This is a genomic window from Pontibacter sp. HSC-14F20 (assembly GCF_019599265.1).
Taxonomy (GTDB): Bacteria; Bacteroidota; Bacteroidia; order Cytophagales; family Hymenobacteraceae; genus Pontibacter.
This window is the reverse complement of the sequence record NZ_JAHZTC010000004.1, coordinates 18,539-38,072: the sequence shown is the minus strand read 5'-3', so window position 1 is coordinate 38,072 and position 19,534 is coordinate 18,539. Positions and strand designations below refer to the sequence as shown.

The 19,534-nt window shown below is 51.5% G+C and carries 12 protein-coding genes; all 12 read right to left on the bottom strand.

The genetic code is table 11. The features are described from left to right. Nucleotides 1–60: 60 nt before the first annotated feature. A complete protein-coding gene (locus K3G39_RS05290; protein WP_220625143.1) occupies nucleotides 61–2,544 on the bottom strand; it encodes a glycoside hydrolase N-terminal domain-containing protein in 2,484 nt (827 codons plus the stop codon). 78 nt (nucleotides 2,545–2,622) lie between these two features. Then, nucleotides 2,623–3,441: a rhamnogalacturonan acetylesterase gene (locus K3G39_RS05285; RefSeq protein ID WP_220625142.1), complete on the bottom strand. Its 819-nt coding sequence runs from the start codon at nucleotides 3,439–3,441 to the stop codon at nucleotides 2,623–2,625. A gap of 96 nt (nucleotides 3,442–3,537) precedes the next feature. Then, entirely contained in the window at nucleotides 3,538–5,292 is a 1,755-nt protein-coding gene (locus K3G39_RS05280) for a glycoside hydrolase family 28 protein (RefSeq protein WP_220625141.1), read from the bottom strand. A gap of 10 nt (nucleotides 5,293–5,302) precedes the next feature. Further along, on the bottom strand, nucleotides 5,303–7,009 hold the full coding sequence (locus tag K3G39_RS05275) for a glycoside hydrolase 43 family protein (protein ID WP_255594013.1): 1,707 nt from the start codon (nucleotides 7,007–7,009) through the stop codon (nucleotides 5,303–5,305). A gap of 29 nt (nucleotides 7,010–7,038) precedes the next feature. Then, nucleotides 7,039–8,031, bottom strand: a complete 993-nt coding sequence (locus K3G39_RS05270; RefSeq protein WP_220625140.1) for a pectinesterase family protein — start codon at nucleotides 8,029–8,031, stop codon at nucleotides 7,039–7,041. A gap of 9 nt (nucleotides 8,032–8,040) precedes the next feature. After that, complete coding sequence (locus K3G39_RS05265) at nucleotides 8,041–9,279, bottom strand: glycoside hydrolase family 105 protein (RefSeq protein ID WP_220625139.1); 1,239 nt, start codon at nucleotides 9,277–9,279, stop codon at nucleotides 8,041–8,043. 87 nt (nucleotides 9,280–9,366) lie between these two features. After that, nucleotides 9,367–11,064 carry a RagB/SusD family nutrient uptake outer membrane protein gene (locus K3G39_RS05260; RefSeq protein ID WP_220625138.1) on the bottom strand — a complete coding sequence of 566 codons (1,698 nt, stop codon included), beginning with the start codon at nucleotides 11,062–11,064 and terminating at the stop codon, nucleotides 9,367–9,369. 29 nt (nucleotides 11,065–11,093) lie between these two features. Next, nucleotides 11,094–14,072 (bottom strand): TonB-dependent receptor, encoded by a 2,979-nt coding sequence (locus tag K3G39_RS05255; RefSeq protein ID WP_220625137.1) that lies wholly within the window; start codon nucleotides 14,070–14,072, stop codon nucleotides 11,094–11,096. Nucleotides 14,073–14,280: 208 nt separating this feature from the next. Next, nucleotides 14,281–15,249 carry a pectinesterase family protein gene (locus K3G39_RS05250; RefSeq protein ID WP_220625136.1) on the bottom strand — a complete coding sequence of 323 codons (969 nt, stop codon included), beginning with the start codon at nucleotides 15,247–15,249 and terminating at the stop codon, nucleotides 14,281–14,283. Nucleotides 15,250–15,252: 3 nt separating this feature from the next. Next, nucleotides 15,253–16,680 (bottom strand): polysaccharide lyase family 1 protein, encoded by a 1,428-nt coding sequence (locus K3G39_RS05245; protein WP_220625135.1) that lies wholly within the window; start codon nucleotides 16,678–16,680, stop codon nucleotides 15,253–15,255. A 62-nt stretch (nucleotides 16,681–16,742) separates the two neighbouring features. Continuing rightward, complete coding sequence (locus K3G39_RS05240; RefSeq protein WP_220625134.1) at nucleotides 16,743–18,020, bottom strand: DUF4861 domain-containing protein; 1,278 nt, start codon at nucleotides 18,018–18,020, stop codon at nucleotides 16,743–16,745. Nucleotides 18,021–18,037: 17 nt separating this feature from the next. Beyond that, on the bottom strand, nucleotides 18,038–19,528 hold the full coding sequence (locus tag K3G39_RS05235) for a pectate lyase (protein ID WP_220625133.1): 1,491 nt from the start codon (nucleotides 19,526–19,528) through the stop codon (nucleotides 18,038–18,040). Nucleotides 19,529–19,534: the final 6 nt, after the last annotated feature.

The following is a 19,534-nucleotide window of genomic DNA, read 5'->3' as shown; positions in this document are numbered from 1 at the left end:
TTCTCCCTTCACTTGCTACGCTTAAGTCGGTATACCTGTACCCAAAGTTGAGGCTATACCTTAGTTTAACTTCAACAAATAGGTTTTACCTTTTTCAGTTGCCAGATCGAACTCCAGCACATCGGCTATACCTGACGCCTGCACTTGCGCTTTGTCTGACACCAATGGTTCTTTAATGGTCGCTTGCCGGTAAAAGAAATTGGTATTTTCACCGGCAGCTTCTTTCAGGCTACCCTTACCGGCAAGTTGCAACAGGTCACTTGTTCTGATGCGGCAGTTGCCGCCTAGCTTCGAGTGAATTTTCAGCGTTTTTACTTTTCCTGCCTCCCAAGCCATGTCAATCACAAAGCCACCTCTCGCTACCAGTCCTTTTACCTCGCCGTTTTGCCACACATCGGGCAGCGCCGGAAGCACATGCAGCGCCCCATCATGGCTCTGAAGCAACATCTCGGCTATACCTGCCGTGCAGCCAAAATTACCGTCGATCTGGAAAGGCGGGTGCGCGTCGAACAGGTTCGGATAAGTGCCGCCACTCTCGCCTTTGCCTTCCGTTCCGGCAGGCGTCAGCTGGTCCTGTATCAGTTTGTAGGCGCGATTGCCATCGAGCAGCCTTGCCCACAGGTTCACTTTCCAACCCATAGACCAGCCCGTGGATTTATCGCCGCGGTAAATTAGTGCGTTTTTAGCAGCCTCGAACAACTGGGGATGACGATAAGGCGAAACCTGGTTGCTTGGGAACAGGCCGTAAAGATGGGAAACGTGACGGTGCTTGTCATCTTTTCTGTCCAGGTCCTGCAGCCACTCCTGCAACTGGTTGTGCTGCCCGATCTGCATCGGTGGCAGCCTGTTGCGCATGGTGCGTAGCGAGTCGGCAAACGCCTGATCTATCTTCAGCACTTCAGACGTCCTGATCACATTGCTGAAAAGATCGAAGATAAGCTGGTTGTCCATGGTGGTGCCTGCGGAGATAGACACACCGCTCTGGTGTTTGTTCTCCGGCGACATAGATGGGCTCACCACGAGCCATTTGTTTGTGGGCTCCTCCTGCAGCACATCCGCATAAAACATGGCTGATCCTTTCAGCACCGGGTATACCTCTTTCAAGAATGCCTGATTGCCGGTATAGAGGTAGTGCTGCCACAAATGCTGCGTCAGCCAGGCGCCTCCCATCGGCCACATGCCATAAAAGGCACCATCTATCGGGCCGGTTATCCGCCAAATGTCCGTGTTGTGGTGCATCATCCAGCCTCGGGCACCATACATTTTAGATGCGCTCTCCCTGCCCGATTCCGACAAGTCTTTCAGCATGCTGAATAAGGGGCCGTGCATTTCCGAAAGGTTGGTTACCTCTGCGGGCCAGTAGTTCATTTCGGTGTTGATGTTGACGGTATACTTGCTGTCCCAGGGCGGGGCGATTTTATCGTTCCAGATACCCTGCAGGTTAGCGGGTTGTGTACCCGGCTGTGAGCTGGAGATAAGCAGGTAGCGACCGAACTGAAAATACAGTGCCGCCAGATGGGGATCGTTCGAACGGGCGAAGGCAGCCAAGCGTTCATCGGTCGGTTTCTGCACATCCGCTGTCGTACCCAGGTCAAGAGATGCACGGTCGTAGTAATTTCTGAAGAAAGCCGTGTGCTCCGTCTTTGCTTTCTTATACTTCTTTTTAACGGCACCGGCCAGCAGAGTTGCTGCTTTTGCCTCGCCGTCGCCACTCAGGTCTCTGTAGTTTTTGAAGTTCGTCCCGATAGAGATATAGATTGTGGCCGCATTGGCTCCGCTTACCTGTATCCCCTCCTGTGTGCTGGTGATCTTGCCTCCCTCTGTTTCAGGCTGCACAAGTGTCTGGAATTTCACCTTGCCCTCTTTGTTGTCCACATCACCCGCAACTCCACTCATTACCAGCCGGTTACCTTGTGTTCTGATCTTGTAATTATTGTGGGGACTATCGGCCGAAAGGGTAAAGTTTATGCTTTTAGACTTGTCGGCTGTCAGGCGCACCACCACAACATCGTCGGTAAAGGACGAAAACATTTCGCGCCTGAAGGTAATGCCGTTTACTTTATAGGAAACCGTTGCGATGGCTTGTTGAATGTCCAGATCGCGGTAATAGTCTGTGGCTTGCTCGTGCCCCGGAAAAGAAATAAACAGGTTGCCGACAGGCTGATAGGGCATGCCATAATTGTTATCAGCAGCAGGTTGACGCGGTAATTTTTCCATGGCCAGGTCCTGCGCTTCTTTATGCTTTCCTGCGGCAATTAGGGCTCTGATTTCGGGTAACGCGCTGTTCAGGGCGGGCAACACATTATTACCCGGCTCTCCGGCCCAAACTGTTTCCTCGTTCAGCTGCAACTGTTCCCGGGCCGGCTGGCCGAACACCATGGCACCCAGACGACCGTTCCCAAGCGGCAGTGCCTCGTTCCAGTTGATGGCAGGTTGTTTATACCATAGCTTGTGGTATATGCTGGCCTCTTTTTGGGCTGAAGCGCTGCCTACACCAATCCAAAGAGAAAGAAAGAGCCAGAGAAAATATCGTCTGATGTTCATATTGTCCGGGTTTTATAGGTGAATGTGCCCATGCAGTATGCCGCAGGTGTTATTTCTGAGAGCTGGGGTGCAGTTGCGCTATTTCTTAGCTGCTGCTTTCGTCTCCTTCAGCTCCTGCATACCTTGAAACACTAGCTGCGCCACCGCTGTTGCTCCCTCCGGCTGAAAATGTGTGTTGTCTTTCTGACCATCCGGGTAGGCTGTATACTTGCCGGCAGGCAGGTTCATGAAATAATTGTCTGTCACATAGTCCTGTCCTTTGGCTGTGAAGGCATCAATGGATAGCTGCGTTAGGTCGATCAGTTGCACGTTCAGCTCTTTGGCTACATCCTTTACTGCTTGCGGATAGTCCCCATGTACATTGCTCAGTTTGCCGTCTTTCCAGGGGTAATTGCGGTTCACGGGCGTCAGCAGGATAGGTATGGCGCCTTTCTCGCGGGTCTGGTGCACGAACAGGCGCAGGTACTCTTTGTAGGCGGTAACATTGGTATAGCGCTCGGGTTTGTTTTCTGCTGCATCGTTGTGGCCAAACTGCATCAGCACCAGGTCGTTTTTCTGCAGCGACCGGTATACCTCTGCCCAGCGTCCTTCTTCAAAAAAAGTGCGTGTACTACGCCCTCCCCGGGCTTTATCGGCTACAATCACACTGTCGGCTTTGATCAGGTGCCTGAGCTTGCGCAGGCTATCAGGCCGCATGAAAGGCTGAAACACCTGTCCCCAGCCGGCCACCGGATAGCGGGTGGTCATGTAATCTTTATCGTCATAGTCGCCGGTGTAGTCTGCCACGGTAGAGTCGCCGATCAGGTATACCGTTACAGTTTTTTTCTTGAAGGGTACAAAAGCCACCAGCACGATACTTAGTACTATGGCCGCAAGTCCGAAAGCTATTTTTTGCATAATGGGTTTGCTTCAGGTATAACAGTTTTGTTGTAAAAAGATAAAAAAGCATGGCCCTAGAGTGACCATGCTTAGTGTTTCAAATGAAAGTTCTTATTACTCAATATTGAGTGCCGTACCAGTCAGGTCTTTGCCTTTCGAAACCTGCTTGGTGGCGTTGTTAAAGTCTTTTTTCTCCAGGCGCACCTTCTCTGTTTTAGGTCCCAGCACCTTTACCACGGGCTCTTTACCCTCGTTGTAGCTAAAGCCAGTGATATCGATGTTTTTGCTGTTGTAAATGGTCAGGGCCGGACCTTGCTCGGTTTCCACTTTCACATTTTTAAGCACAATGCCATCGGAGTCAACAGCGGTTATACCTTTTTTCGCTTTCAGTATGGAGTTCTCAATATTCACGTTCTGCAGGTTCATCTCTGGCAAACCCTGCAGAGCCAGTGCCTGGTCAGCACCCGCCACGTTGATATTTTTCATATAAATGTTTCGGAAAGCAGGCGTTTCTTCAGTTACAGGTTCCAGTTTTTCTTCCTTCTTGGCATCGCCTTGTTCAGCATCCATTACCGGTGAATTACCGCCGTAAAACAGGTTAAAGCTGATGGCCTGTGTCGGGATATTGATCATGTCGATGTTGGAGATCCAGATATTTTCCACCACGCCGCCACGTCCGCGTGTGCTTTTGAAGCGCAGTCCGATATCAGTACCAATGAAAGTACAGTTCGACACGTGCACGTTCCTTACGCCGCCAGACATCTCGCTACCCACCACGAAGCCCCCATGGCCATGGTAAACCACGTTGTTTTTCACGATCACGTTTTCGGTTGGTAGGCCGCGATCGCGTCCGTCTTTGTCTTTACCGGATTTGAAGCAAATGGCGTCATCACCTACATCGAACGTGTTATTATACACCACAGCATTCTTGCAGGACTCCAGGTCCAGGCCATCGCCGTTCTGCGAGTACCAGGGGTTGCGCACGGTCAGGTTGCGGATGGTCACGTCCTCGCACATCAGCGGGTGCAGGTTCCAGGCCGGAGAATTCTGAAAAGTCGGACCGTCGAGCATTACTTTTTTACTGTTCACGATACTCAGGAGCACCGGACGCATAAAATCTTTCACGGGCTCAAATTGCTCCTTCTTGGTGAAGTGGATCGGCACATTGAAGTTGTCTTTCGTATCACCGCGTTTCGAGCTTTCGGATGGGTACCATACCTTGCCGTCATCGCTCAGCACACCACCCGATTTCACCAGGTTCTTCCACTGCGATTCTGTCATTTTACCTTTCTTCACAGGGCGCCAGGCATCACCGTTTCCGTCAAACACACCCTTGCCGGTGATGGCTATGTTCTCTAGGTTAATACCTGAAATCGGTGACTGACAACGGTAAGTATTGAGTCCTTCGAAGCTGGTTTTCACAAGCGGATAATCGTCGAAATCTTTGCTGAACAGTACAAGCGCACCTTCTTCTGCGTGCAAGTTGATATTGCTTTTCATGATAATAGGGCCTGTATACCACATCCCACGCGGTATAACCACAGTGCCACCGCCTTTAGCAGATACATCGGCAATAGCTCTTTCAAAGGCAGCTGTGTTTTTGGTGAGGCCATCGCTTACGGCCCCAAAATCGGTGATACTAACGCGGTAGTTGCCAAAAGTCGGCTCCTGCACACGTGGCATATCAAACTCGATGCCTTCGTATACCCAATCGTAGTTGGCAGTACTGGCTGTTGCTGCCACAGGGGCAGTTGCAGGGTTATTTGCAGTGGCCGTAGCGGCTGGTTGTTGCTGGCAGCCGAACTGCAGGGTGCCAGCTATACCTGCCAGCAGGAACAAGCGGTGTTTCAAGAACTTCTTCGTAATCATATCTTCAGCTTTAGTCTCTTACAGAAATTTTAGTCGTGTTAGGGGTGATTCGAAACCAGTCCACATCGGCAAAGCCGGAGTCGTTGGTTTTGCCTGGGCGGGTGGCAAACAAGCCTACCTTAGCGCCTATCCAGCGGCCTGGTACAGCTGTAAAGGTCGCGCCCACCGTTTTGAAAGCTGTGCCGTCCTCGCTGTAGCTAAACTGGCACTTGGCATCTTTGCTCACACTCACCCGGAAGTATACCTCTTTGCCATTCAGCTTGCCGAGTACTTCTTCTTTCTCAGGGGTTCCTTGATGGGCTTTAGTAGCGGTGTTGTAAGTCAGGTATAGCCCATCGGGCTTGCTCACCAGCGATACATAGGCATAATCTTCGCCCATCACGATCAGGCCAGTGCGCTCGTCCTGTAGTTTCGGATTTGGTGTGAATTTGAGCTTGGTAGTGGTCGTAAACGTTTCTGCCGGAAACTTCTGCAGCAGGAGGTTCGGTACGTCCCAGTAGTTTTTGAAGTCTTCTGGCAGCTGCTCCGTGAACAGTCGCAACTGACCTTTGGTACCCGTCGGGAAAGCCCAGGTTGATTTTGGGTTGGCATGCCACTGCCACTGCAGGCCCAAGGTATGGCCGTCAAATTCGTCTGATTCCAGCGGAGTGGCTACCGGGTATACCTTGCCTACGTTTGGCTTCTGGTAAGTCAGTACCGGCTCACCTTTTCCATCACCGTTTTTGTCACTACCTATCACCGGCCAGTCATTCACCCACTTCACCGGGTTCAGATGCACCACGCGGCCGTACGCCTCTATATCCTGAAAATGTATGAACCAGTCCTCTCCTGTCGTAGTCCCAACCCAGGCACCCTGGTGCGGACCGTTTACCGGTGTACTGCCCTGGTCCATCACAATCTTCTCTTCGTAAGGGCCATACACGTTTTTAGAGCGCAGCACCAGTTGCCAACCCGTCGACACACCTCCTGCCGGCGCAAAAATGTAGTAGTAACCGTTGCGCTTGTAAAACTTAGGCCCCTCGACGGTTGGGTGCGCATCATGCCCATCAAATACCATCATGCCTTCGTCCAGCACCTTCGTACCATCTGGGCTCATTTCGTTCAATGTGAGGATGCTTTTTATACCTGCGCGGCTTCCGGCCCAGCCGTGCACTAGGTAGGCCTTACCATCTTCATCCCAAAACGGACAAGCATCGATCAGGCCTCTACCTTCCTTCACCAGTACCGGCTTCTCCCATTGTCCGGCCGGGTCTTTGGTCTTCACCATGTAAACACCAAAATCCGGATCGCCCCAGTAGATGTAGAATTCCCCGTTGTGGTGGCGGATGGAAGGTGCCCATACCCCATTGCCGTGCTGTGGCCTGGAGAAATGATCATATGGCGTGTTGCGGTCCAGTGCGTAACCGATGATGCTCCAGTTCACGAGGTCTTTGGAGTGCAGAATCTGCAACCCAGGTATAGCATTAAAGCTGGAAGAGGTCATGTAGTAATCTTTGCCCACCTGCACCACATCCGGGTCAGAGTAGTCGGCATGCAGGATCGGGTTCTTATACCTGCCATCTCCCAAATCAGCCACCCATACCTCCGAAACCGGAGTTAGTGTTGACTGTATTGTCTCTGCTGTCGCGGTTGTATTGTCCTGCTGCGCGAATCCTGAACAGGAACTGAGCAGAAATGAAAAGCAAACGGCAGCGTAAAGTACAGGTTTCTGAGTCATGGCAATCGTGTTTCAAAAAGGTGAAAAATCTATTTACTGGCTGTTTCTGGTCTTTCTCCCGGTATCCAGCCGTCGAATATTTTCTCTAAGGTATAATCGTCGAGTTGATTGTTGCTGAGTTGGTGCGCCCACTTGACCCGCTTGCCTGCCTTGGCACCCGGCCCTTTGGACTTATACTCGGCATAAAAAGTCGTCTGCTCCGCCTCTGGCTTGTTCCAGTTGTGCCAGCCTTCGGGCTTGATATGCGGACCAAGGTAGCTGTTGATGAACACCGTTTTGGCATGTGGCCTCCAGGGACGACCGAGGTAGTAAGAGTCTTTCGGAGCGTCGCCGGTAAGGCGGCAGTTGAGGAACACAAAGCCGTAAGGTGCACCTTCCAGTGTAGAGGCGGCCGTCACGTAACTGCCGCCTTTTTTGCTGTAAATCTCGCAGTTCTCAAACACAGCCGTGGACCAACCAAAGATAAAATCGGTCGTGCCTTCGATGTAACAGTTCTTGTAATACTGCCGGCTTTTCTCGCCGTGCGGGTATAGCGTGTCCTGGTTACCCAGAAAACGGCAGTTGGTGAACATCACCCGGTCACCGTCAATGCGCACCGCGACTGCCTGCCCTACCGGACCAGCAGAGTTTTCGAAGGTGATATTCTCGGCAGAGAAATCATCTCCAAAAATAAAGAAGCTGGTGGAGCCGGTAGTGCCCATCTCTTCGCCGAAGCGGTTCTTTTTGGAGGCGTAATCATCGTAGGTAAGTACCGTGTGCTGCACATTCTCCCCCACTAGTTTCACCATGGTCTTGGAAGTCGGCAGCACCAATTTCTCTTTGTACACGCCTTTTTTGATGTAGATGGTCGTGGTGTTTTTTCGAAAATCCGGTACTGCATCGATAGCTTCCTGCACTGATTTAAAGTCACCGCTACCGTCCTGCGCCACCACAAAGTCATGCTGCTTCTGCGCCTGCGCCTGCACCAGGAAAAGGCAGAACAGCAGCGTAAGAAGGGCGGTATACCTGGTAATTGTAAGCATGGTTTCGGATTACTTTGCAGATACTTTTGACTGGTTCAGCTCTTCAAACTCAAGCGAAGCCATGATAAAAGGCGCTACCGCTTTGGGGTCATCGTTCCGGCGCTCCTCGTTGATGTAGTACTCATAAGTGCCATCACGGTAAGGCGTACCGCCGAGCCCAGCCACAGCACACACATTCGTGATGCTGATCGTGCCATCCTCGTTCTTCTGGATCAGGTTATTGAGTATACCATCATACCCTTTCTGTGCCACCTGCATGTACTTCTGATCAATGTGTCCGTTTTTCGCGGCCTTTACCAAAAAGTAAGTATACATGCTGGATGCCGAGCCTTCCAGGTAATTTCCTTCTTTGTCGCCCTGGTCTACTACCTGGTACCAAAGTCCGGTGTTCTTGTCCTGGTACTGTTCCAGAGCACCTGCCATCTTCTGGGTTATCTGCAGTATTTCGTGCCTCCTGGGGTGGTCTTTCGGGAAGAAGTCCAGCACATCTACCAACGCCATCGCATACCAGCCCATGGCACGTCCCCATACATGTGGCGATTTACCAGTCTCCGAATCAGCCCACTTTTGCTCACGGCTCTCGTCCCAGCCATGGTGCCAGAGGCCTTTCTCACTATTCCAGGTATACTTGTCTATTAAAACGATTTGATTGGCCACGTCGTCAAAAATGGCAGGCTCGTTGAACTCCACTGCATACTGCGCCAGAAACGGTGAAGCCATGTACAGGCCATCCAACCACATCTGGTGTGGATAAATTTTCTTATGCCAGAAGCCTCCCTCTTTGGTGCGGGGGTGGGTACGCATCTGGTCGCGCAGTTCCTCCACAGCCAGTTTATACTTGTTGTCGCCTGTCTCTTTATAGAGCTCCATCAGGAACTTACCCGGATTCACACGGTCGATGTTATAGTCCATCTTCTTGTAGGTCATGATCGTGCCGTCTTCGCTGATCATGGTGTCCGCAAAAGCCTTGATGTAGGTCAGGTACTTCTCATCACCTGTTTTCTCCCATACCTGCTCGATGGCACTGGCAAATAAGCCTTGCGTATAGTCCCATTTCGGCTTTTCTTTGAAATCAATCATCCACCCCTCCGGATTTCGTTTGATATCAGAATCTGCCATCCACACAGACCATGGCTTTTCAGCGGCAACGGTCTGGGTCTGCGCGGTGTCTTCAGTTGCCGATCCGCCTGAGCTACAGGCAGTGGCTAAGGCCAGCAGTACAGGCAAGGTATATTTTGCAATATTCATAAGTTTGGTAAAAAGGTATTTCCTTAGATTATCTTCACTTAAATAGCTGATCTGAGGGGAAGATTACTACCTCCCCCTCCGGACCGGCTAGTTGTATCCTTCGTTCTGTTTGAACTCGCCCGGGTTAGAAACCGCATCCAGCTGGGCCTGCGGAATTGGCCGGAGCATATGGAAAGGCTGTATGTTCGGCGCAGCATCCGGATTAAACTTCTTCACCCGCTCTATCAGTTTATCCGTGCGTTTCAGGTCGAACCAGCGCTGTTGCTCTCCGGCAAACTCGCGTGCCCGCTCATCCAGTATAAATTCGATGTTGAGTTGGTCTGCCGTAATCTCCATCTCTGCCTGCTTGCCCGGCAATGCGGCCCTTCTGCGAACAGTGTTGATGTAATTTACAGCTTCTCCGGTATTTCCCTGCATCATTTCTGCTTCGGCGGCAATCAGGTATAACTCGGCAAGACGAATAACAAAGGCATCGCGCTGGCCCTGCTGCTGAGAAATGGTCAGGCGGTTTGGTTCCAGAAACTTCTTCAGCGACATATACCTGTCACGCACAACAGGCGCATCACCGGCATTTACATTGTAGGTTCTGCTTCTATCGATGATCGTATACTTCCTGCCATCCTTCCGGGCGTTTGATATTATATGCTTGCTTGCAAAGATAGCCGTATCACCTGCTGCAAAAGTCACATTCACCTCACTCCCGTTTGACAGCGTTTTCTTATAGGTGCCAGGCTTGTTGGCATACCATACAGTTTCGAAAGTAGCATCAAAACGGGCATCCCTGGTCTCATCAAACAAGTCGAGTAAATGGGCTGTCGGCATGAAGCGTGCAAACGGACGTCCATAGCGCATATCACGCTGCATACCTGCTACCTGATCATAGGTCATCAGGAAGAACAGGTGCGCATTGTTACCGCCGTCACGCAGCAGGATATCATCGCTGGTGCTGGCCGTCGGGCCATCAAACTCCCGGTTCAGGATCAGGTCAGCAGTAAAGTTGACATGCCACACGATCTCTGAGTTTTTGACATTGCTGATGCTCCAGAGATTGGCATAGTTTGGTACCAGGCTGAAGCTGTAGTCGCTGATCACCTTCTTGGCCAGGCGCGCCGCTTCCGGATAGTTTTTGCGGTAGAGGTGCATGCGTGCCATAAAGGCCTCTGCCGCGGGTTTTGTCACGCGACCGTATTGCGAGTTGGTTGGCGCCAGGTTATCGGCGGCAAACTGCAGATCCTCAAATATCTGGTTGTAGAAAGCTTCGACCGGAGTCCGGTTAGCCGTTGTTACCAACCCAATAGATTCTTCCGTTGTCAGGTGCACGCCGCCCCATGTCTCTACAATATGCCAGAGGTAAAACGCTCTCAGAAAACGGGCTTCTGCCAGCCTGGTTGTCTTCAGGTTCTCGGCCAAGGCAGACTCCGGGATTCTTTTTACAGCGGCATTGCAGGCATTAACTGCAGAGTAAAAGCGGGTCCAGTAAAAGTTGATCGGCGCGTTAGCACCAGACAGGTCTGAATTATAGAGTGCCACCGGCGGATTTTCCATACCATTTCCACGGGTGAAAATGTCGGTGCCAGTTTCTGTCAGCGCTATACCATTCTCCTTACCATACCAGAAGCGCATGGGCGTATACAGGGAGTTCACCAGGCTTTCTGCACCCTCTGCTGTTTTGTAGTAAGCTTCAGAGGTAAGACCCGATTTGTTTTCTTCGTCCAGGAAAGATTCGCAGGAAACCGACCCTAACAGAAGAACAGGAACAAGTATGCTATAGAATATCTTTTTCATGATTGCAGATTTAAAATGTTCTTCACTTCTTAGAATGAAACATTGAGGCCAAATACCATTTGTCTCGTCATCGGGAAGCTTAGGGCTCCCAAACGCTCCGGGTCATAAGGCGCTATATCACTCATCAGGATAAAGTAGTTCTTAGCCGTTGCGTATACCCGCAGATTAGAAAGCTTTAGTTTATCTGCTATACCTTGAGGGAAATTATAAGCCAGGGTGACGTCTCTTAGTTTTACAAATGAACCATCCACATATTGGAGGGTGGTATAGTAGCGCGTGCTGGCGCGGCTCGTGCCTGCGTTTGGTCTTGGGTAGGCATTGGTCGGGTTCTCCGGTGTCCAGTAATCCACCACTGGTCCGTTTTCCAGCGCGTCTATTTTATAGGAACCGGCCGCCTCGCTGAGGATGGTGTGGCCAATGCGGGCGTATACCATAAAGGAAAGCTCCAGGCCTTTGTATCCCAGTCTGTTCGTCACACCCAAGGTCCAGTCAGGTGTCTCATTTCCAATCACCACCCTGTCTTCTGGGGTGATAATTCCGTCTTTGTTCTGGTCCTTCACCTTGATATCTCCCGGCTTCTGCTGGTTTTGGGCCGCTGCATCTTCCTCTCCCAGTTGCCAGATGCCTATTTTCTCATAATCGTAGAAAACGTTTATCGGATGCCCTACAAACAGGCCATAATCCCCAAGTGTCAGGTCTCTTTCCGCGCCTTCGGCCAGTTCCCTCACCTCTTGCTTGTTTCTGGCGAAGCTGAAGTCAGATGACCACCTGAAGCCGTTGGGCTGGTCCACGTTCACGGTGCCCACTTGTAATTCCACGCCCCGGTTACGGGTCTTGCCCACGTTGTATATCACCCTTTCGAAGCCTGTAGAGGTAGGAAGCGCTCTCGGAAGAAGCAAATCGCGGGTATCCTGCTGGTATACATCCAGTGTACCAACAATCCGGTTGTTGAACAAGCCGAAATCCAGTCCTGCGTTGGCTGTCGCGGTTGTCTCCCAACCCAGGGCAGGAGTGGCCAGTGTGGCAGGATAAAACCCGAAAGCAGGTGCCTCGGTACTGCCCTGATCAAACGCATAGGTGGACTTGCCCAGGCTGCCTTTCGTCTGATAGGCTTCGACTGAACTGTTGCCGGAGAGTCCATAGCTCAAACGCAGCTTCAAATCAGACACCGCGTTCACGTTCTGCAAAAAGCTTTCTTCTTTCAGTAACCAACCCACCGATGCCGAAGGAAAATAATCCCATTTATTACCATCGGCCAGCACAGAGGCTCCGTCAGCCCGCATCACAAAAGTGAAGAGATATTTATTGAGGAGCTTGTAATTCAGGCGACCAAAGTAAGACATCAGGCTCTCCTCCTGCAATTGACTGCCTAATCGGTAAGATGATTGGGTGGCACCTAGGTTGTAAAAGAGAAAAGTGGAAGACAGCAGGTTACGTCCCTCAGTAGAAAAAGCCTCGTAGTTCTCGCTCCAGATGCTAGTACCGAGCATCGCCGATAGTTCGTGGTTCTCAGAAAGCGTCTTGGTGTAGTTGGCAAAGTTCTCCCATGTCAGTCTCGAGAAATTGGCCAGCTGCGCTGTTGCCAGCGATTGGCCATTAGCGCCGGTCTCGATGGTATTGGTGCCCGAGTAGAGCCCGTTACGGTTGCTGTACTGGTCCACACCGAAGCGGGAGGTGAGAATCAAGTCCTTGATAGGGGTATAGTCTACAGAGAGATTACCGAAAAAGCGCTTGTTGAGCTCATTGTTCTCGAAGGCGCCAGGCTGCTCGTCCACCAGTGGGTTCATCGTGGAAGCATCTCCTACAGGAAAGGGAAGGAAGTTGCCCGCCTCATCATACGGTCTGCCGAGCGGGCTCATCTTGTTCGCCTGGTTCAAAGGGTCGCGTCTCAAATCACGGTCGCGGTAGGTATACATCAGGTTGGTGCTCACCTTCAGTTTATCTGATACATCGTAGCCTACATTCAGGCGGCCGCTATACCTTTTCATCCTGTCGTTCTTCAGCAGTCCTTTCTCGTCAAAGTATTCTGTGGATAAGTAGTAGCTCAGTTTATCGGCACCGCCGGTTATACCTATCTGGTAGTTTTGCTGGCTTCCGGTTCCGAGTATCTGATCTGCCCAATCCGTCCAGATACCGTTCCGGAAGTTTTCCAACTGCGTCGGGTTGAAAATCTTATCGTCGTCGGCCGGGCTGTTCCACTCGCCCACTGTTCTACGTGACTCCCTTCGGAGTTGCACCCATTCCGGGCCAGTCATGATATCGGCATAGCCGTTTACAGTCTGCACGCCATAGTAAGAGTTGAAAGAAACCTTCGCCTTGCCTGAAGACCCGCTTTTCGTGGTGATGAGTATGACACCGTTAGCGCCTAGGGACCCATAGATGGCCGTGGCTGTCGCGTCTTTCAAAATCTCCATAGAGGCGATGTCGTTCGGGTTCACATCAAGTGGACCGTCATAGCGGATGCCATCCACTAGCACAAGAGGGCCATTTTCGGCACCGATGGACCTGGTGCCCCGGATGCTCAGGCTCACCCCTGATCCTGCCTGTCCGCTGCTCCTGGTCAGGTCGAGGCCCGGCACCTTGCCCTGCAATACTTCCAAACCGCTTGTCACAGGTATAGCCGTCAGGTCCTCGCCCCGCACAGAAGCAACAGAACCCGTTAGATCCGACTTCTTCACTGTGCCATACCCGATCACGACCACTTCTTCCAAAGCTTTGGCATCGGTTGCAAGTGTTACATTGACAGCTGTCCTGTTGTTGATAGGGACTTCCTGCGATTTGAATCCAATAAAGGAAAAAACCAATGTACCTGTACCATTCGGAGCGTTCAGGGTGTATTCCCCCATAGCATTGGTAGCGGTACCGTTTGATGTACCTTTCACGAGCACTGTTACCCCCGGTAAACCTTCTCCTTTGTCATCTGTAACTTTTCCTTGCACTGTTAACCCTTGCGCGACGGCAACCGCCACCGAAGCGAAGAAAAGAGGAATTACCAGTAAATACCTCATCTTCATTAGTATCAAAATTTTCATAAGCGTGTAGAATTTTTGGCTCTGTAAGTGAATTGTGTGCATAGCTTTAAGTAAATGCTAATTCAGTCAATACTCAGAAGATGCTGGGCTATCCCACCTTAATCTTCGGTGACGCAGGGTATCAGATTGCTAGTCCTGGAAACACCTTATCAGCCCCGGGAAACAGCATGCGGTTTTATCTTTTTTATTCTGTCATAGGCGTTTTATTCGCTTTGGTTAGTGGCTTCCAATTATCTTTTCCGGCCAGTATCGTTTCGGGCGTATAGCGCCTGGCTTCTTTTGCCGTCAGTTGTCTCGACCATTTTACACGTTTTTCAGGTATAGCACCCGGGCCGGAGGAATTGTACTCGGCATAGAAGGCTGTTTGCTCTGCCGCTGGTTTGTTCCAGTTGTGCCAGCCTTCCGGTCGGATGTGCTTGCCGAGTTTTGTGTTCAGAAATACTGTTTGGGCGTATGGTCGCCAGGGTCTACCCAGGTATACCTGCAGTTTTTCGTCAGCCGCTGTTACGGTGCAGTTCAGGAACACAAAACCAAATGGCTGTTCCTGTGGCGTGGAGGCCGCTGTGATATATGAGTTCTTTTTGCACTGGATAGTGCAGCGCTCAAACACCGCCGTGGCGGGCCCGAAAATAAAGTCCGTCGTACCCTCGATGTAGCAATCCACGAAGTACTGCCGGCTGCCACCCACGCCTACATAGAGCGTATCCTGATCTCCGATGATGCGGCAGTTCTGAACCACCGCCCGGTCGGCCTCCACGTGCAGCGCCACGGCTTGGCCTACCGGTCCGGCAGTGTTCTCAAATGTAATGTTCTCGGCCTTGAAGCCGTTTCCCTGCACCAGCACGGTGAAGGATGTAAAAGTATTGATGTCGCCTTTGCCCGAGTAATCGTCCCAGGAAATGATCGTCTTGTGCTTGTCCTCGCCGATCAGGCTTATATCGGTTTTCCAGGAAGGAATGACCACCTTCTCACGGTAAGTACCATTTTTCACAAACACTTCCACGCCCCCAACCGGGAAGGCAGGTATAGCATCGATTGCCTCCTGCACACGGGTATAGTCACCACTGCCGTCCTGCGCCACCACCAGTTTTTTGTGCTGCCCTTGAGCGGTCCACAGGCTAAGTGTAAACAGTATGGTCAGGAGATATTTCATTGATTACAATTCTGATGCTGGTTTCACAAGGCTGTTCAGGTATACCTCCACATTGGTGTACTGCTTGTCTAAGGTATAGACGGCTGCATCCGCAGGGTTCGTCGGGTCCAAATTCTGTTGCAGTTCCCAGGCATCCGGCATGCCGTCCCGGTCCTTGTCTTCCGGTGCAGGGGTCGATTTCAGTTCAGGCCACCCACCCACATCTTGCTGCGAATCGATGATGCCGTTCTTCTTTTTGCCGCTGGTTGGTTTGCCCGAGCGTACGTCGGCTACCACGCGGGTATCAACGGCATCACGTTTATGACTAACACCTGCATGAGCCAATACCAACTCGTAAGCCTGGGCAGCTGCCTGTTCTTTGATAGATGCCACCTCGAAAGGATTAACCGCCTTCGCAGAATCTACATGGTCAGCCTGTACGCCGCCAGCCCAATTGTTTTGGGTGATGGACGGGAAGCCTTCCACATGATTACCGGTCACGTAAAATTTACCGTATGGCTGCCAGGGATTCACGATGCGATCCTTCTTAGAGGATATGGTGGCAGGGCCTGCCTTATAGTAGTTGTTCACCATGTTATAGCGGCCTTTCTCCCCTCCATAAGAGCTGTTGTGCACCCAGTTGAAGATGACATTGTTTCGGAAATCCACTAGTTCATCCGGGCTGTTTGGAGTGGATTTGGAACCGGAGAATCGGGGTGTGCGGCTGCTGTGGTTAGCGATCAGGTTATGGTGAAAGCTGGCGCCCTCCCCCCCCCAGATACCGCCGTAACCGTGGTCTCCCTTCTCGTGCACTGACTCGTTCAGGCTTTCGGAGATGATGCTCCATTGTAATGTAAAGTTCTTGTTTCGGTAGAAAGAAGCACACTCGTCGGTAGCCCAGCTCATAGAGCAATGATCGATGATGATATTGCTGCGGCCTCTGTTACCGCTCAATGCATCTTCCTGCTGACCCGCCACGTCGCCCAACCGGAAACGCATGTAACGCAGGATTACATTGTCTGCTTTAATACTGACCGGATAGTTGCTGATGCAAATACCATCTCCGGGCGCTGACTGTCCTGCGATGGTCACATCTCCGTTGTTGATATCCAGTGGTTCTTTCAGCACGATAGTACCTGACACGGCAAATACGATGATGCGTGGCCCCTTTTTCTGAATGGCCTTGCGTAAACTGCCCTCCCCACTATCCTCCAGATTCGTGACATAGACCACCTCTCCCCCTCGACCGCCGGTGGTATACTTACCGAAGCCCTCTGCTCCCGGAAAGGCAAGCGCCTTCGCTTCAGCAGGTATAGCTGTGGTTGTGGTTTCCGTCTCCCCTGACGACCCGACAGGTATACCTGTCGGGTGCGTTGCGCACCCAGCCAGGCATACTACCAATAGCGCCACGCTATTTGATATCAATTTCTTCAGTTCGTTTCGGGTTATCATGCTATTCAATTTTATCTACAGGTATAAGCGTTCTTGTCAGGGCTATACCTTGTGATCGTTCTTTAAAATTTCACCTGCACCGGGTTTGCCAGCTCACGGGCAGTATTGTCCAGGTACCGCAGGAAAGCAGCTTCATCTTTTATACCTTCCGGCTCCAGTTCCCAGGCAGCCAGGTAGTAGTACTCGAGCTTGTTGCCGTTTGGCTTCAGCTTCACCACATGGCTGTGCTCATCTGTTGTGAACTCCATGAAATCCTGCGGACGAAAAAGCACGGCTATACCTAAGTTGTCGCCTTCCCCGTTCAGACTCTGCTTGCCGTAGGTGGCGATGTACCCCCACTCCCCGTTACCACCTTTCTTTGTATGAAGCTTCGCTCTTTTGTCTTTGATCAGACCAGTAGCCAGATTCTGCGGTTTGTCGCCTGCTATACCTACCTGGTGGTGCGTGAGCCGGGTACCGGCATGTATGTTGATGTTGGAGTTAATGTTCAGGTTCATGTCGGCTATCTTCCAGCCGTAGTAGTTGGTTCGGATCGAAGAGTACACTGGTCCATTTTCGGTGATCACGCTGATCATGCTGTCGGTTTCGGCCATGCGGTTGGCAGCTCCGTTGTGAAAGTGCGCCAGCGTACCCACACCCAATGACTTGGCTACCTTCAACACATCCATTCCCCAGTCCTGCAGTTCGTGATAAGAGTCGTAACCATCCTGCCCTGCCTGCTGCAGCACCATATCGTGGGTTGTTTTCCCAAACACATCGGTACCGTTGCGCCAGTCGAGGTAAAAGCGGTAGCCTACCTTATCAGACTCCCAACCCGGACCTTCGTAGCGGATGTAGAAAGAGTGGTCGGTCACCTCATCGGGCACCCGTAGCGAATCCACATTCTGGAAGGTGCCGCCTATATACTTGCGATCCTTGAACTCACCGCCTACTTTGTGCGACAGCTCTGCCTGCGTGCGTTTGGTATAGTTGCGGTTCGTTTCCCCGTTTTCTTTGTAGCGCACTGTCAGGGTACGGGTCGCTTTGGGAGCCATTTTGTCAAGCACCAGGTACACGCCCGGCTTGTCACCGTCTTTCTGGTTGTACTGACTGGCTATTTCTGTTTTGCCATCCAGCACCACAAATGCTTTTGAGTTAAACGCTGGGTACTTCTTCTTTAACTCCTGCGCGTTCAGGTATACCGGAGCACTTTCACGCTCCTGGCCAAGGGGATTCGTTACTTTCACGGTGAAGGACTTCGGATACTCCTTGCGCAGATCCTGCGCCGAAAGGTTGATACTCAGCAATACAGCTGCCAGCACACATGCTCCTTTTTTCCACACCTTCATTTTGTAATTCATCTTTTCTGTTATCGTCTTTATTTCACCTGCTCTTTTATGATATCATGCACAAGACTATTGATGTACACTTCGATATCGTCGTAGGCGGTACTTAGATTTCTTTTATCCTGCGGCTTGCTAGGGTCCAGGTTATGGGCAATTTCCCATTCGTCAGGTATACCGTCCCCGTCTGTGTCTTTTGGCGCAGGTTTCGATTTCAGTTCGGGCCAACCGCCCACATCCTCCTGCGAATCGATGATGCCTTTTGTGCTACCGCTGGAGCCTGGTGCTGTGAAAGAGTTATTGCGAACATTGTCCATTACCCGCACATCCACGGCATCACGCACCAGGGAAGCGCCGGCAAAGGCCAGCACCCTTTGGTATGCGACTTCAGCTGTATGCGTGGTCACGTTATTATGGATAGGGTGTGGAGATTCAAGACGCATGGCGGCTTTGTCTGCGGCAGAAACGGTGCCGTAGCTGCCATGAAACTGGTTGTATACCCCGTAGGTCCAGTTGTCATTCGTGGCACGGGCACTGCCTTCCACCACGTTTCCATCAATGTAGAATTTGCCCCAGATGTCGTATACCTCTGTGCCCACATTCTTATTCTTATCAATCGAAAAAATGCGCTCCTTTTTAGTCGTGACAGGCCCTGGCTTGTAATAGTTGTTCACGATGTTGATGTTCATGGCCTCCCCGCCATAGGCACTGTTGTTTCCCCAGTTAAAGGTCACGTTGTTACGCACATCCACCAGGTCGGTGAGGGCAAAGGCTTTACCGGCTTCCTCGCCAAAACGCGGATTGCGGCTGTCGTGGTGTGCCAGCAGGTTGTGATGAAACGAAGCATTTTTGCCGCCCCAAATTCCGCCGTAGCCGTGCGCACCTTTTGCATGAGCAGAGTTGCGGAGACTCTCCGAAATAATGCACCACTGCAAGGTGAAATTCTCGTTGGCGTAGAAGGAAACGCACTCATCGGTAGACCAGCTCATGGAGCAATGGTCGACGATGATGTTCTTGCGGAAGCGCCCTTCCAACGCATCTGCTTCCTGCCCGGCAGCGTCTCCCATCCGGAAACGCATAAAGCGAATGATCACATTATCTGCATTCACCACCACCGGATAATGGCGGATCGTGATGCCATCGCCTGGAGCTGTTTGCCCTGCTATGGTTAGATCGCCGTTGTTAATGGTTAGTCTGGAGTTTAATGTAATAGTACCGGATACTTCAAACACAATGATCCTGGCGCCTGCCGCCGCAATAGCAGCCCGCAAACTGCCTGTACCGGAGTCGTTCAGATTGGTCACTTTAATGACCTTACCGCCACGTCCGCCCGTCGCATCCTTGCCAAAACCTTCGGCTCCCGGAAAAGCCAGGGCTGTCTCATTGATCGGAACAGGTCCTCCGGCAGTCGGTTCCTCTACCTTTGGCGCAGGCTCAGGTTTGCTCTTGCAGGCCGCAAATGACAAGGATAGTCCTAAGACAGTCAGGCAAACCCATAACCCTGTTTTGGAAACACGATGATACATGGCAGG

What these genes read in the sequence shown, in the direction of transcription:
- K3G39_RS05290 (WP_220625143.1), bottom strand. Translation starts at nt 2,544, where the DNA reads ATGAACATCAGACGATATTTTCTCTGGCTCTTTCTTTCTCTTTGGATT.
- K3G39_RS05285 (WP_220625142.1), bottom strand. Translation starts at nt 3,441, where the DNA reads ATGCAAAAAATAGCTTTCGGACTTGCGGCCATAGTACTAAGTATCGTG.
- K3G39_RS05280 (WP_220625141.1), bottom strand. Translation starts at nt 5,292, where the DNA reads ATGATTACGAAGAAGTTCTTGAAACACCGCTTGTTCCTGCTGGCAGGT.
- K3G39_RS05275 (WP_255594013.1), bottom strand. Translation starts at nt 7,009, where the DNA reads ATGACTCAGAAACCTGTACTTTACGCTGCCGTTTGCTTTTCATTTCTG.
- K3G39_RS05270 (WP_220625140.1), bottom strand. Translation starts at nt 8,031, where the DNA reads ATGCTTACAATTACCAGGTATACCGCCCTTCTTACGCTGCTGTTCTGC.
- K3G39_RS05265 (WP_220625139.1), bottom strand. Translation starts at nt 9,279, where the DNA reads ATGAATATTGCAAAATATACCTTGCCTGTACTGCTGGCCTTAGCCACT.
- K3G39_RS05260 (WP_220625138.1), bottom strand. Translation starts at nt 11,064, where the DNA reads ATGAAAAAGATATTCTATAGCATACTTGTTCCTGTTCTTCTGTTAGGG.
- K3G39_RS05255 (WP_220625137.1), bottom strand. Translation starts at nt 14,072, where the DNA reads ATGAGGTATTTACTGGTAATTCCTCTTTTCTTCGCTTCGGTGGCGGTT.
- K3G39_RS05250 (WP_220625136.1), bottom strand. Translation starts at nt 15,249, where the DNA reads ATGAAATATCTCCTGACCATACTGTTTACACTTAGCCTGTGGACCGCT.
- K3G39_RS05245 (WP_220625135.1), bottom strand. Translation starts at nt 16,680, where the DNA reads ATGATAACCCGAAACGAACTGAAGAAATTGATATCAAATAGCGTGGCG.
- K3G39_RS05240 (WP_220625134.1), bottom strand. Translation starts at nt 18,020, where the DNA reads ATGAATTACAAAATGAAGGTGTGGAAAAAAGGAGCATGTGTGCTGGCA.
- K3G39_RS05235 (WP_220625133.1), bottom strand. Translation starts at nt 19,528, where the DNA reads ATGTATCATCGTGTTTCCAAAACAGGGTTATGGGTTTGCCTGACTGTC.